Source organism: Limnohabitans sp. Jir72, assembly GCF_003063575.1.
Taxonomy (GTDB): domain Bacteria; phylum Pseudomonadota; class Gammaproteobacteria; order Burkholderiales; family Burkholderiaceae_C; genus Limnohabitans_A.
Window position 1 is genome coordinate 24,063 of record NZ_NESC01000006.1, and the last position, 12,833, is coordinate 36,895.

Genomic DNA, 12,833 nt, shown 5'->3' on the forward strand with positions numbered 1-12,833 from the left:
GGGGTCTCCTTGCAAGTAAACGGGAGGGGGGAATCCGAAAGCGGCTAGAACTTTGCCGCTTTGTGTGCTGAACTGTATACAAAAACCAATGCATGCAGATCAGTGCAAACCCTTGGCTGGCACCAAGACCTGGGGCCGCCATGGCGGGCCCCGGGTTTGAGACGGCGGTGTTTCAGCGCTGTGGCGCAGCGGGCTCCAAATCGGCCACAGCCGCGTCGGTGAGCGCTGAACCAATGTGGGTGGCATGGGGGGCTTCATGGCCCGTGGCCGGGAACAATCGGCGCAGCACCACGAAAAACACCGGCACCAAGAACACCGCCAGCAGGGTGGCGGTGATCATGCCGCCCATCACCCCGGTGCCAATCGCACGTTGGCTGGCCGAGCCCGCGCCAGTGGCCATGGCCAACGGCAGCACTCCCAAAATGAAAGCGAACGAGGTCATGATGATGGGCCGAAAGCGCAGATGGCAAGCCGCCAGCGTGGCCTCGATCAGGCCTTTGCCTTCGGCTTGCAGGTCCTTGGCGAACTCGATGATCAAGATGGCATTCTTGGCCGACAGACCGATGATGGTGATCAGGCCAACCTTGAAGTACACGTCGTTGGGCATGCCGCGCAGCCAGACGCCCACCAGCGCGCCCACGATGCCCAACGGCACCACCAGCAGCACGGCCACCGGGATGCTCCAGCTCTCATACAGCGCAGACAGGCACAGGAACACCGCCAGCATCGAGAAAGCCAGCAAGACGCCCGCTTGCGCACCCGAGAGTTTTTCTTCGCGCGACTGACCTGTCCATTCGTAGCCAAAGCCTTGCGGCAGCTGGGCGGCCAAGCGTTCCATCTCGGCCATGGCGTCACCGGTCGAGTAACCCGCAGCCGCATCGCCGCCGATCTTCATGGCGGGGTAGCCGTTGTAACGCACCGTCTGCACCGGGCCCGTGACCCAACGCACGCTGGCAATCGCCGACAGGGGCACCAGCTGCCCTTTGCTGCCGGGCACGCTCAGTCGCAGCACATCGTCGGGCTGCATGCGCGTGCGGGCTTCGGCTTGCACGATCACACGTTGCAGACGGCCTGCGCTTGGGAAGTCGTTGATGTAAGCAGAACCCAGTGCCGTGGAGAGCACGGCGCCCACACTGTCAAAACCCACCCCCATGGCGGCGGCCCGTTCGCGGTCGATGTCCAGCTGCAGCTGCGGTGCATCTTCCAGCCCGTCGGGGCGCACACCTTGCAGCACCTTGCTTTGCGAGGCCATGCCCAACAACTGGTTGCGTGCGGCGACCAAGGCGTCGTGGCCCATGCCTGCGCGGTCCTGCAGTCGGAAGTTGAAGCCCGTGGCGGTGCCCAGCTCAGGGATCGGAGGTGGCGAGAGCGGGAAGATGAAGGCATCGCGGATGCCCATGAGCGCCCCAAAAGCACGGCCAGCCAGAGCTTGTGCGCTGTGCTCTTTGCCGGGGCGTTCGTCCCAGGGCTTGAGTGGCACAAAGGCCAGTGCGGCGTTTTGCCCCGAGCCCGAGAAAGAAAAGCCCAGCACGCCCACCACCTTGTCCACCTCGGGTTGACCCAAGAAGAACTGCTCCACTTTTTGCATCGCCAGCAAGGTGCGGTCCTGCGACGCCCCAGGTGGCAATTGCACGTTCACGATCAAGTAGCCCTGGTCTTCGTTGGGCAAGAAGGAATTGGGCAGGCGCTGGTACATGAAAGCCGCCGTGGCCACGATGACCCCATAGACCAGCAGCCATCGACCGGCCTTGGGCAGGATGCGGGCGACGCCCGCTTCGTAACCATGGGTGGCCTGTTTGAAGCGGCGGTTGAACGCGCCGAAAAAGCCCTTTTTGTGGTGGTGACCGGGCGTCACGGGCTTGAGCAGTGTGGCGCACAGCGCGGGCGTGAGCGACAAGGCCATGGTGGCCGAGAACACCATGGACGCCACCATGGCCAGCGAGAACTGGCGGTAAATGTTGCCCACCGAGCCGCTGAAAAACGCCATGGGCACGAACACCGAGATCAGCACCACCGTGATGCCGATGATGGCTCCGGTGATCTGGCCCATGGCCTTGATGGTGGCTTCACGCGGCGACAGACCTTCTTCGGCCATGATGCGTTCGACGTTCTCCACCACCACGATGGCATCGTCCACCAAAATGCCGATGGCCAGCACCATGCCAAAGAGCGTGAGCACGTTGATCGAAAACCCCAGCGCCAGCATCACGCCAAAGGTGCCCAGCAGCGCCACCGGTACCACGATGGTCGGGATCAGGGTGTAGCGGATGTTCTGCAGGAAGACCAGCATCACGATGAACACCAGCACGATGGCTTCGAGCAGGGTCTTGACCACTTCATGGATCGAGATGCGCACGAACTTGGAGCTGTCGTAGGGCACTTCGTAGCTCACGCCCTCGGGCATGTATTTTTTCAGATCGGCCATGCGTTCGCGCACGCCCGTGGCGGCAGCCAAGGCGTTGCCGGTGGGCGAGAGTTGGATGCCCAAACCCGTGGCGGGCATGCCGTTCAGGCGCGAAGCCGACACGTAAGCCTGGCCAGCCACCTCGATGCGGGCCACATCGCGCAGGCGCACGCTGGAGCCGTCTGTGTTGGCGCGCAGCAAGATCTGGCCAAACTGGTCCACGCTGGAGAGTTGGCCATTGACCTTGACGGTGGCAAATTGGGTCTGCCCCATCACATTGGGCAGGCCGCCGATGCTGCCGGCCGAGATCTGCAGGTTTTGGGCGCGGATGGCGTTGTTCACGTCGTTGGTGGACAGGCCCAGGCCTTGCAACTTTTGCGGATCAACCCACACGCGCATGGCTTTTTCGGTGCCAAACAGCTGCACCTGACCGACGCCCGGCACACGCAACAGCTCGGGCTGGATGTTGCGCACCGCGTAGTCACCCAGTGCCACCGGGTCCCAGTTGGCGCTGCTGGAGGTCAGCATCACGAACATCAAGAAGTTCGAGCGCGCTTTGTCGACCCGCACGCCTTGCTGCACCACGGCGCTGGGCAAGCGGGGTGTGGCACGCGAGAGGCGGTTTTGCACCTCGATCTGTGCGATGGCCACATCGGTGCCGGGCTCGAAGGTGGCGGTCAGCGTGCCTGTGCCGCTGGCGTCCGCTGCCGCTTCCATGTAGATCAGGCCGGGCGCGCCGTTGAGCTCTTGCTCGATGACCGACAGCACGCTGTCTTCCATCACCTGGGCCGAGGCGCCGGGGTAGGCCGCGTTGATGACAATCGATGGTGGTGCCACCGTGGGGTATTGCGCCACGGGCAGCTTGGTGATGGCGGCTGCGCCGAGCACCACGATGAAGAGGGCGATGACCCATGCAAAGATGGGCCGGTCAATGAAGAACCGGGAATTCATTCTGATCTCCCGGTTCAGTTCTTGGCGGCTGGGGCCGATGCGGGCGCAGTGGCGGCGGCAGAGGCAGAAGCAGAGGCAGAGGCAGAGGCAGAGGCGCTGGGGGCCGCTGCCGATGCCGCTTGCCACGGCACGGGCTTGACCGGTACCTTAGGCCGGATCTTCTGGAAGCCGTCCACCACCACTTGCTCACCGGACTTCAGACCGCCCGTGATGATCCATTGTGGGCCAGCCGGATTGCTGGCATCGCCCAGCATGCCGCCCAGCTGCACAGGGCGTTTGCTGACTTGGCCGTCGGCGCCCACCACCAGCACAGTGTCTTCGGATGTGCCGCGCGTGACCGCTTGCTGCGGCAACACCATCGCCTGCTCGCTGCGTGCCACTTGCAAACGCACTTTGATGAACAAGCCGGGCAGCAGCTCGCCCTTGGGGTTGGGCACTTCGGCGCGCAAAGTGAGCTGGCCGGTGCCCGGGTCCACCGCGATGTCGGCAAACATCAAGCGGCCGGGCAGGGGGTAGACGCTGCCATCGTCGAGCAGCACCTTCACTTGGGCAGAAGTGCTGCCCTTGAGGTTGCCAGACGCGATGGCGCGCTGGATGCGCATGGCCTCGCTGGCGGACTGCGTGAAGTTGGCCATCAGCGTGTCCACTTGCTGGATGGTGGTCAGCTGCGTGGCCTCGGCCTGGCTGACCAATGCGCCCTCGGTCACCAGCGAGCGGCCGATGCGGCCGTTGATCGGGGCCAGCACCGAGGCGTATTCGACGTTCAGGCGTGCTTGTTGCACAGCCGCTTTGGCTGCGGCCAAATCGGCTTGTGCCGCGCGGTGGGTGGATTGGGTGCCATCCCAAGCGAGCGCGCTGATCATCTTGGATTCGGCCAGCGGGCGGTTGCGCTCCAGGGTGGACTGGGCTTGCGCCAGCGCCGCATCGGCTTTGGCTTGGGCAGCCTGCGCGCTCTCCAGTGCAGCCTGGTAGGGCGCAGAGTCAATGCGGTACAGGCTTTGTCCTGCTTGTACCAGGGCCCCTTCGCTGAACAGCCGTTTTTGCACCACGCCGGTCACGCGGGCACGCACCTGTGCGGTGCGGATGGGCTCCAGCCGACCCGACAGTTCCATCTCGATGGGCACCGAAGTCGGTGCCACGGTCACCACGCCCACGGGCACAGGCGGCATCTGGCCGGGGCCTTGCTGTTCTTTGCCGCAGGCGGTGAGCAGCAGCGCACCCGTCAGCGCCAGTGCCGCAAGGGGCAGGTGAGCGGGGACGGTGCGAAGGGCTTGGAAGGGCTGAGCCACAGGCCACAGGCTGGGGTGCATCGGAGATCCTTGTCTGACAAATAAAGCGAGGGCGGCTGTGGGGTACAGCTGCCCAGTGGTGGGGCGTCCGGAGAGGTCCTCACGGGCGTCGGTCCGGAATGTACCCGCCTATTGTGTCTTGATTCTTGGCGGGTTGCCGTGGCAGTGCCTGGTGTTCAGTTGCGGCCGGCAGCGTTCAAGTAACATGCTGCCACTCGCGTGCCCCCCGCAGGCGAGCAACCTGCCTTCGAGGCATTTAAGCCCAGCTTCTCTCATGCGCCGACAGGTTTCCCTTCACATTCACGGAAGTCCTTTATGACCACCGCACGTCGCACCCTCATCAAGGGCGCGGCAGCATTGGGCGCGCTGTCTGTTGCGTCCCCTGCTGTCATCGCTCAGCCTTTTCTCTTTTCCCCCTCCACCGAGTTGATGCCCAAGGGCAAAAAGCGCCGCGTGGTCATCTTGGGTGGGGGCTGGGGTGGCTTGGCCACGGCGCGCCATTTGCGCGAAGACGCCCCTGACCTCGAAGTCGTGCTGCTCGAAAAGAACCCCATCTTCTGGTCTTGCCCCTTGAGCAACAAGTGGCTGGTGGACGTGGTGGACACCTCGTTCCTGGTGCACTCGTACACGGCCGCTGCCGAGCGCATGGGCTACACCTTTGTGCAAACCGAGATCACCGACATTGACCGCGACAAAAAGCGGGTGCACACCGCGCAGGGCTTTGTGGACTACGACTGGCTGGTGGTGTCCGCCGGCATCCGCGTGACCTACGAGCCCTGGTTTGGCAACGACCGCGCAGCGGCGGCCTACACCCAAAAGCATTTTTCCAGCGCCTACGTGCCCAGCTCGGAGCATTTGGCGCTCAAGCAAAAAATCAAAGGTTTCAAGGGCGGCACGTTTGTGATGACGCTGCCCCCGCCACCTCACCGCTGCCCACCTTCGCCTTATGAACGGGCGTGCTTGATGGCCGATTACTTTCAGCGCCACAAGATCCCTGCCAAGATCGTGATCCTCGACCCCAAACCGCGCATCATGCCCATTGGCGGCGGCTACCGCATGGCCTTTGACGAGCTTTACTACGACACCATCACCTACGTGTCCAACGCGGGTGTGAAAGAACTGGACCCTTACAACAAGGTCGTGAAAACCATGGCAGGCGACTTCAAGTTTGACGACGCCATCTTCATGGGCCACCACCAAGCGGCCGATCTGGTCTGGAAAATGGGCGCCATTGGCAAAACCCCGGACGGCAAGCCCAGCACCTGGGCCGCAGTGCATCCCGAGTTCTACAACATGAAGGACGACCCCAATGTGTTTGTGATCGGCGACAGCGTGGGTGCCGTGTCTCCGCAGTTTGGCCACTACCCCAAGAGCGGCCACATCGCCAACCGCATGGGCCGCAGCGTGTCGACCTACATCGCGCAACAGTCCAAAAACCAGCCCATGAAGCCGGTCATCATCGACAATCTGTGCTACATGCTGGTCAACACCGAACCGCTGGAAGCCATCAACGTGAAGTTTGAATACAAGATGGGCGATGAAGGCCACCTGCTGCAAACCGTCACCGACGACAACTTCCGCCGACCTGAACTTTGGCAGGCCGACTTGCAGTGGTACGGCAACATGGTGAAAGACTTCACTGGCGGTTGATCAGGCCAGCAAATCGAGCAGCGTCCGCGCCACCACCTTGGTGGCGCGGCGCAGATCCTCCAGTTGCACATGCTCGTCGGCGCGTTTGGCGTTGGACTCGCGCACGGTGCGGGGGCCGGCGCCGTAGATCACGCCGGGGATGCCGCGTTCCACATACAAGCGCACGTCGGTGTAGAGCGGGGTGCCCAGGGCGGGGATGGCTTCACCAAAGACCTCGCCGCCATGCTTTTGGATCGCGTCCACCAGCGGCTGGTTGCCTGCCAGGGGCTTCATGGCGTTGGCCAGCAGCATGCGTTTGATGTCCACTTTGAGCTCTTTCCCACCGCGCGGCGGGTTGAAGCTGGCGGCTGCATCGGCAATGGTCTGGCGGATGCTGGCTTCGACTTCTGCGGGGTTTTCTTCGGGGATCATGCGGCGGTCGAGCTTGAAGCTGACTTTGCCGGGCACCACGTTGGTGTTGGTGCCGCCTTCGATCAGGCCCACGTTCAAGTAAGGGTGGGTGATGCCCTCGACCTTTGACGTGACCTTGAGGTATTGCGCGTTGAGCGCGTGCAGGGCGCTCAGGATGTGCACCGCGCCTTGCAGTGCGTCGGTGCCGCTGTCGGGGATGGCGGCGTGGGCCATCTCGCCGTGCACGGTCACTTCCATCTGCAGGCAGCCGTTGTGCGCAGTGACGACCTGGTAGCTGAAGCCTGCCGCGATCATCAAATCGGGCTTGGTCAGGCCTTTGGCCAGCAACCAGCCGGGGCCCATTTCGCCGCCAAATTCTTCGTCGTAGGTGAAGTGCAGTTCCACGCCGCCTTTGAGCGGGGCCTTGAGTGATTCGAGCGCACGCGTGGCAAAGGTGAAGGTCGAAAAGTCGCACTTGCTCACGGCGGTGGCGCGGCCGTACATGGCACCCCCGTGGATTTCGCCGCCGTAGGGCGGGTGCGTCCAGCCCTCGCCCGGGGGCACCACGTCGCCGTGGGCGTTCAGGGCAATGGTTTTGCCTTCGCCGTATTTGCGACGCACGATCAGGTTGGTGATGGATTCGAGGCCGTAGGCATTGACTTCGGCGGCGGGCACGGGGTGCTTTTCTGCGGCAAAGCCCATGGGTTTGAGCAGTTCGGCGGTGCGCTCGGCGTGTGGTGCGTTGTTGCCGGGTGGGGTGTCGGTCGGCACCTGCACCAGCGCTTGCAAGAACTTGACCTGTTCGTCAAAGTGCGCGTCGATCCAAGCGTCGAGTTGTTGGTATTGGGCTTCGTGATTGACGTGGGTAGCGCTCATGACAGTTCCTGCGAGAGTTGGTTCAAAACATGGGTGAAGGCGTCGACGCACAGCTGCATGTCGTCGCTGGTGGTGGATTCGAGCGGGTTGTGGCTGATACCCGCGTTTTCGCCGCGCACAAACAGCATGGCTTGCGGCATGACTTCGTGCAGCTTCATCGCGTCGTGACCCGCGCCGCTGGGCAGTTTGAAGAGTGGCACGCCCAATGCTGAAACGGCGCGTTCCCAGCGGGCTTGCCATTCGGGTGCGCTGGGCGCGGCGGCGGCGCGCATGGTTTCCTCTGCGGTGTGGCGCACGCCACGGCGCTCACAGATGGCCTGGAGCTGGCCCAGCACATCGGCTTCCAGCGCATCGCGCTGTGCATCGGTGGGGGCGCGCATGTCCAGGCTGAAGCTGCAGCGTCCAGGCACAACGTTGATGGAGCCGTTGGGCACTTGCAGCTGGCCGATGGTGGCGACGCTGTCGCCGTCTTTCGCGGCGCGTTGCTCCATGTACAGCGCCAGTTCGGCCACGGCGCAAGCCGCGTCACGGCGGCGGTCCATGGGGGTGGTGCCCGCGTGGCTGGCCGTGCCCATGACTTCGCACAGGTAGCGCACGCTGCCGTTGATCGACGTGACCACGCCCAGCGGGATGTTCACTTCATTGAGCACCGGGCCTTGCTCGATGTGCACTTCGACAAAACCGAGGTAATGCGCAGGGTCTCGCTTGATCTTGGGGATGTCGTCCACGCACAGGCCCGCGTGCTGCATGGCCGCGCGCATGGTGATGCCATCGGCGTCTTGCTGGTCCAGCCACTCGGGCTTGAAGTCACCGATCAAGGCACCCGAGCCGAGGAAGGTGGCTTTGTAGCGCTGGCCTTCTTCTTCGGCAAAGGCGACGACTTCGATGCCAAAGGGCAGGCGTTTGCCTTGTTGGTGCAGCTGCTGCACGCAGGCCATGGGCACAAAGATGCCCAAGCGCCCGTCGTACTTGCCGCCGTTGCGCACGGTGTCGTAATGGCTGCCGGTCAGCAGGTATTGGCCACCCGCTGTGGCGGGGTGGTAGCGGCCCACCACGTTGCCCACGGCGTCGGTGTACACCTCGTCAAAGCCGCAGTCGCGCATGTTTTGTGTGATGCGCTGGGCGCAGGCGCGGTGCGCGTCGGTCAAATAGGTCACCGTCAGCTGGCCTTGCTCCGCGTAGCCGGGGTCTGAGTGTTGCGCCAGCTTTTCTTGCCAGTCCCACACTTGGTGGCCCAGCGTGGGCTCCACGCCGAACTTGTCGTTCAGGCGGATTTCGACGATGCGGTGGATGTTGCGCAGGCACTCGGCCAATTCAAAGTCGGGGTGGCCATGCAGGCGGCGCTCGAAGGCGTCGATGATCTGCTGCTTGTTGTAGCCCACGCCGCGTGGGCCGCGCACCGCCAAGATGAAGGGCCAGCCGAACTTGGCGTTGTAGTCGGCGTTGAGTTTTTGGATCTTGGCGAACTCCTCGGGCGTGCAGTCGGTCAGGCCCGCCTTGGTCTGCTCGTTGGTCGATTCGGCCGTGAGCGACTTGCTGACCATGGCCTTGCCTGCCAGCTCGGGGTGGGCGCGGATCAGGCCCAGCTGCGCGTCGCGCCCGGCGTGCGCCAGCACTTCGCACATGGCGTGCTTGAGCTGGGCCAACGAGGTGAAGGGGCGCTCGTTGAGGGCCTGCTCGGCGATCCACGGCGAGTGCTCGTACAGGCCGTCGAGCATCTGCGCGGCGTCTTCGCGGCTGGCGCTGTTGAGTTGTTCAAGTGTCAAGGACATGGGTATTTCCGTGCAGGTTTGAATAGGCCGTTGTCTGTTTGTAGGAGCCCACCCTGTGGGCGATGCGAACGGTGGTGGTCCACGAGCCATCGCGCACGGGGTGCGCTCCTACAAGGGAGAGTGGTTCCTTGTTTTTGCAAGAGCCCACCCTGTGGGCGATAGCGGCCGCGGTGGTCCACTGGCCATCGCGCACGGGGTGCGCTCCTACAGGGGAGAGTGGTTCCCTGTTTTTGTAGGAGCCCACCCTGTGGGCGATGGGGGCGGTGGTGGTCCACGAGCCATCGCGCACGGGGTACGCTCCTACAGGGGAGAGTGGTCCCTTGTTTTTGTAGGAGCCCACCCTGTGGGCGATACCGCCCGCGGTGGTCCACTGGCCACCGCGCACGGGGTGCGCTCCTACAGGGGAGAGTGGTTCCTTGTTTTTGTAGGAGCCCACCCTGTGGGCGATAGCGGCCGCGGTGGTCCACTGGCCATCGCGCACGGGGTGCGCTCCTGCAGGGGAGAGTGGTCCCTTGTTTTTGTAGGAGCCCACCCTGTGGGCGATAGCGCCAGTGGTGGTCCACCGACCATTGCACCAGCGGGGCATTCCAGCAGGAGGCGCAATGCGTTTACTCGGCATAGGGGTGTGTCGCTTTCCAATGCCGCGCGATGTCGATGCGCCGCGCCACCCACACCTTGTCGTGTGACTGGATGTGGTCCAGAAAGCGCTGCAATGCGGTGATGCGCCCAGGGCGGCCCAGCAGGCGGCAGTGCATGCCGATGCTCATCATCTTGGGGGCGTTGTCGCCTTCTGGATTGCCTTCGGCGTACAGCGCGTCAAAGGTGTCCTTCATGTACTGAAAGAACGGGTCGGCGTGCGAATAGCCCTGGGGCAACGCAAAGCGCATGTCGTTGCAGTCCAGGGTGTAGGGCACGATGAGTTGCGGCGCATCGGTGCCGTCTGACTTGCGCACCTTCATCCAAAACGGCAGGTCGTCGCCGTAGTAGTCGCTGTCGTACTCAAAACCGCCAAAGTCGGCCACCAAGCGGCGCGTGTTGGGGCTGTCGCGCCCGGTGTACCAGCCCAAGGGGCGCTCACCGGTCAGCTTTTGCAAAATGTCCATGGCCTCGGCCATGTGAGCACGTTCAGTGGCCTCGTCGACATTTTGGTAATGGATCCACTTGAGGCCGTGGCAGGCGATGTCGTAGCCCAGCTCTTTGAAGGCGGCGGTCACATCGTCGTGCTTTTGCAGCGCAGTGGCCACGCCAAACACGGTGAGCGGCAGACCACGCTTTTCAAACTCGCGCAACAAGCGCCACACGCCTGCACGCGAACCGTATTCGTAAATGCCTTCCATGCTGATGTGCCGCTCGGGGAAGGACGCAGGGTTGAACATTTCAGACAAGAACTGCTCGGAGCCCGCATCGCCGTGCAGCACCGAGTTTTCGCCGCCTTCTTCGTAGTTCAAGACAAACTGCACGGCCACGCGGGCGCCACCGGGCCATTGGGCGTGCGGCACCTGGCGGCCGTAGCCTTTGAGGTCGCGAGGGTAGGGGAGGGTGCTGTCGTAAGTGGTCATGAGAGGCGATGAAAAGGGTTCAGGCCAGGGCCAGAGAAATGTCGTGCGTGGGCACTTTGCGGTCGAAGGTCAGGCTTTCTTCCACATGCAGCAGGTGTTCGTGCATCAGATGCACGGCTTGGTCGCTGTTCTTGGCTTCCATGGCCGCCACGATCGCCACATGCTCGTCGGTCGAGTGCTCGGCTTCGTTGCGCGACTGGTACATCAGCGTGATCAGGGCGCAGCGCGAGATCAGTTCGCCCAGCACCTGGGCCAGCACATCGTTGTGCATCAGCTCGGCCATGCGCACATGAAAGTCGCCCAGCAGCTCGGTGCGACCCGTCACGTCGCCTTGGGTCACGGCTTCGCGCTCTTGCTGGATGTGTTCTTTGAGCGCGGTGATTTGTTCAGGGGTGACCTGCTGCACAAAAGCGCGGGTCATTTCGGCTTCGAGCATGCGGCGCACGGCAAACACTTGCTGGGCTTCTTCCACCGAGGGGGCGGCCACAAAAGCGCCCCGCGCAGGTTCGAGCTTGATCAATCGGTTTTGCGAGAGCTGGAAAAGCGCCTGGCGCACCAAAGTGCGCGACACGCCAAAGTGGTCGGCCAGCTTTTGCTCGGCCAGTTTGGAGCCGGGCAAAAGCCGGTGCTCCACGATGGCGCGGGTCAAGGATTCGACGATGTGGTGCGTGGTGGAGGTTTCCATGTCTGGGTGGCCTGAACGGCTGTTTTTGAAATGATAGCCACTAAATGCAAAATTGTATACACTTCAGTCGACCGGATTGGGCGATGCCTTTTGCCCCTTCTTTTGAACCACACCCAACACCTTTAAGAAGCGAGCAAAACCATGGGATTGAGCACACACGTTCTGGACACCATGCACGGCTGCCCCGCTGCGGGCATGCAAGTGGCGCTGTACACCACACAAGGTGAGACCGCCACCTTGGTCAAAAGCTTCACCCTCAACCACGACGGGCGCAACCCCGACGGCATGCTGTACGACCACGCCAGCCTGCGCAAAGGCACGTACCGTTTGGTGTTTGACGTAGAGGGCTACTTCAAGGCCAAAGGCGTCGAACTGCCCGAGCCGAACTTCTTGAACCACGTCAGCCTCGACTTTGGCGTGGCCCACGAAGACCAGCATTACCACGTGCCGCTGCTGGCCAGCCCGTGGAGTTACTCGACCTATCGCGGCTCCTGAATCACACGGAATTAATTGGGGTCAGATCCCGATTGTTTCTGCTTTGCGAGCAGTTCAGCCTTGATTACCATGCTGCATGCATGGCATTTTATTAATTCTTTGGTGTTTTTTTTTGACTGCCTGCGGCGGTGGAGACGGCGTGTTCCCGGAGTCTGGTTCGGGCGCGACCTATTGTGGCGTGGTCACAGGTACGCAGCGCATCGCTGGCAAGGTCACATCGGTGCATGACGGCGACACAATCACTGTGAACAGCCAGTCCATTCGTCTGAACAGCATCGACGCCCCCGAATTGGCGCAAGCCTATGGCTCGCAGTCACGCGACCATTTGTCTGGATTGGTCCTTGGGCAGCAAGTTACCGTCACTTACGACCAAAAAGACCTCTACGACCGGGTATTGGGCACGGTGTTCAAGCCCGATTGCAGCAACGTCAATTTGAGTCAAGTGGCTTCTGGCGCTGCCTGGTATTACGAGGCTTACAAGTGCGAGATCGACATCCACCAGCGCAAGGCTTTTGCGGCCGCGCAGGCATCGGCCAAGGCTGCGGCGCAGGGTTTGTGGGCCGCAGCTGCAGTGGCCCCCTGGGTCTTTCGAAACGGGGTGGATGCCAAAGTCCCCGCTTCATGCCCCAACGGGGACGCACCTTCCAATTCATCTGGATCTGACCCCTATTAATCCAGAATCAATTGGGGTCAGATACCAATTAATCCGTCGAAAAAGCCTGCCATGCTGCTGATGCTTCTTTAGAATCCGAGTCTTACCGT

The 12,833-nt window shown here is 62.5% G+C and carries 9 protein-coding genes; 3 read left to right on the top strand and 6 right to left on the bottom strand.

Annotated features, from left to right (window positions below; genetic code table 11):
- Positions 1-172: 172 nt before the first annotated feature.
- Together B9Z52_RS09550 and B9Z52_RS09555 are read right to left on the bottom strand one after the other, a co-directional pair.
- Positions 173-3,355 carry an efflux RND transporter permease subunit gene (locus tag B9Z52_RS09550; RefSeq protein WP_108413627.1) on the bottom strand — a complete coding sequence of 1,061 codons (3,183 nt, stop codon included), beginning with the start codon at positions 3,353-3,355 and terminating at the stop codon, positions 173-175.
- A 14-nt stretch (positions 3,356-3,369) separates the two neighbouring features.
- The gene (locus B9Z52_RS09555; protein ID WP_108413628.1) at positions 3,370-4,665 is read right to left on the bottom strand and encodes an efflux RND transporter periplasmic adaptor subunit; all 1,296 of its coding nucleotides are present in this window, start codon (positions 4,663-4,665) and stop codon (positions 3,370-3,372) included.
- A 294-nt stretch (positions 4,666-4,959) separates the two neighbouring features.
- Here B9Z52_RS09555 and B9Z52_RS09560 point away from each other — a divergent pair, with 294 nt between their 5' ends.
- Entirely contained in the window at positions 4,960-6,294 is a 1,335-nt protein-coding gene (locus tag B9Z52_RS09560; protein WP_108413629.1) for an FAD-dependent oxidoreductase, read from the top strand.
- On the opposite strand, the gene B9Z52_RS09565 is transcribed toward B9Z52_RS09560, so the two are convergent.
- From B9Z52_RS09565 to B9Z52_RS09585, 4 genes are all read right to left on the bottom strand, one after another.
- Entirely contained in the window at positions 6,295-7,560 is a 1,266-nt protein-coding gene (locus B9Z52_RS09565) for a M20/M25/M40 family metallo-hydrolase (RefSeq protein ID WP_108413630.1), read from the bottom strand.
- The gene (gene uraD, locus B9Z52_RS09570) at positions 7,557-9,332 is read right to left on the bottom strand and encodes a 2-oxo-4-hydroxy-4-carboxy-5-ureidoimidazoline decarboxylase (protein WP_108413631.1); all 1,776 of its coding nucleotides are present in this window, start codon (positions 9,330-9,332) and stop codon (positions 7,557-7,559) included. Before uraD ends, B9Z52_RS09565 begins: the two co-directional genes overlap by 4 nt.
- Before the next feature lie 608 nt (positions 9,333-9,940).
- The gene (gene puuE / locus B9Z52_RS09580; protein ID WP_108413633.1) at positions 9,941-10,891 is read right to left on the bottom strand and encodes an allantoinase PuuE; all 951 of its coding nucleotides are present in this window, start codon (positions 10,889-10,891) and stop codon (positions 9,941-9,943) included.
- A 19-nt stretch (positions 10,892-10,910) separates the two neighbouring features.
- Positions 10,911-11,576, bottom strand: a complete 666-nt coding sequence (locus tag B9Z52_RS09585; protein ID WP_108413634.1) for a GntR family transcriptional regulator — start codon at positions 11,574-11,576, stop codon at positions 10,911-10,913.
- Positions 11,577-11,717: 141 nt separating this feature from the next.
- Between B9Z52_RS09585 and uraH the strand changes: the two genes are divergently transcribed.
- Positions 11,718-12,071 carry a hydroxyisourate hydrolase gene (gene uraH, locus B9Z52_RS09590; protein WP_108413635.1) on the top strand — a complete coding sequence of 118 codons (354 nt, stop codon included), beginning with the start codon at positions 11,718-11,720 and terminating at the stop codon, positions 12,069-12,071.
- A 139-nt stretch (positions 12,072-12,210) separates the two neighbouring features.
- A complete protein-coding gene (locus B9Z52_RS09595) occupies positions 12,211-12,744 on the top strand; it encodes a thermonuclease family protein (protein WP_158270531.1) in 534 nt (177 codons plus the stop codon).
- Positions 12,745-12,833 lie beyond the last annotated feature (89 nt).

Coding starts and splice junctions, on each gene's coding strand:
- B9Z52_RS09555 (WP_108413628.1), bottom strand. CDS start 4,665: ATGCACCCCAGCCTGTGGCCTGTGGCTCAGCCCTTCCAAGCCCTTCGC.
- B9Z52_RS09560 (WP_108413629.1), top strand. CDS start 4,960: ATGACCACCGCACGTCGCACCCTCATCAAGGGCGCGGCAGCATTGGGC.
- uraD (WP_108413631.1), bottom strand. CDS start 9,332: ATGTCCTTGACACTTGAACAACTCAACAGCGCCAGCCGCGAAGACGCC.
- puuE (WP_108413633.1), bottom strand. CDS start 10,891: ATGACCACTTACGACAGCACCCTCCCCTACCCTCGCGACCTCAAAGGC.
- uraH (WP_108413635.1), top strand. CDS start 11,718: ATGGGATTGAGCACACACGTTCTGGACACCATGCACGGCTGCCCCGCT.
- B9Z52_RS09550 (WP_108413627.1), bottom strand. CDS start 3,355: ATGAATTCCCGGTTCTTCATTGACCGGCCCATCTTTGCATGGGTCATC.
- B9Z52_RS09585 (WP_108413634.1), bottom strand. CDS start 11,576: ATGGAAACCTCCACCACGCACCACATCGTCGAATCCTTGACCCGCGCC.
- B9Z52_RS09565 (WP_108413630.1), bottom strand. CDS start 7,560: ATGAGCGCTACCCACGTCAATCACGAAGCCCAATACCAACAACTCGAC.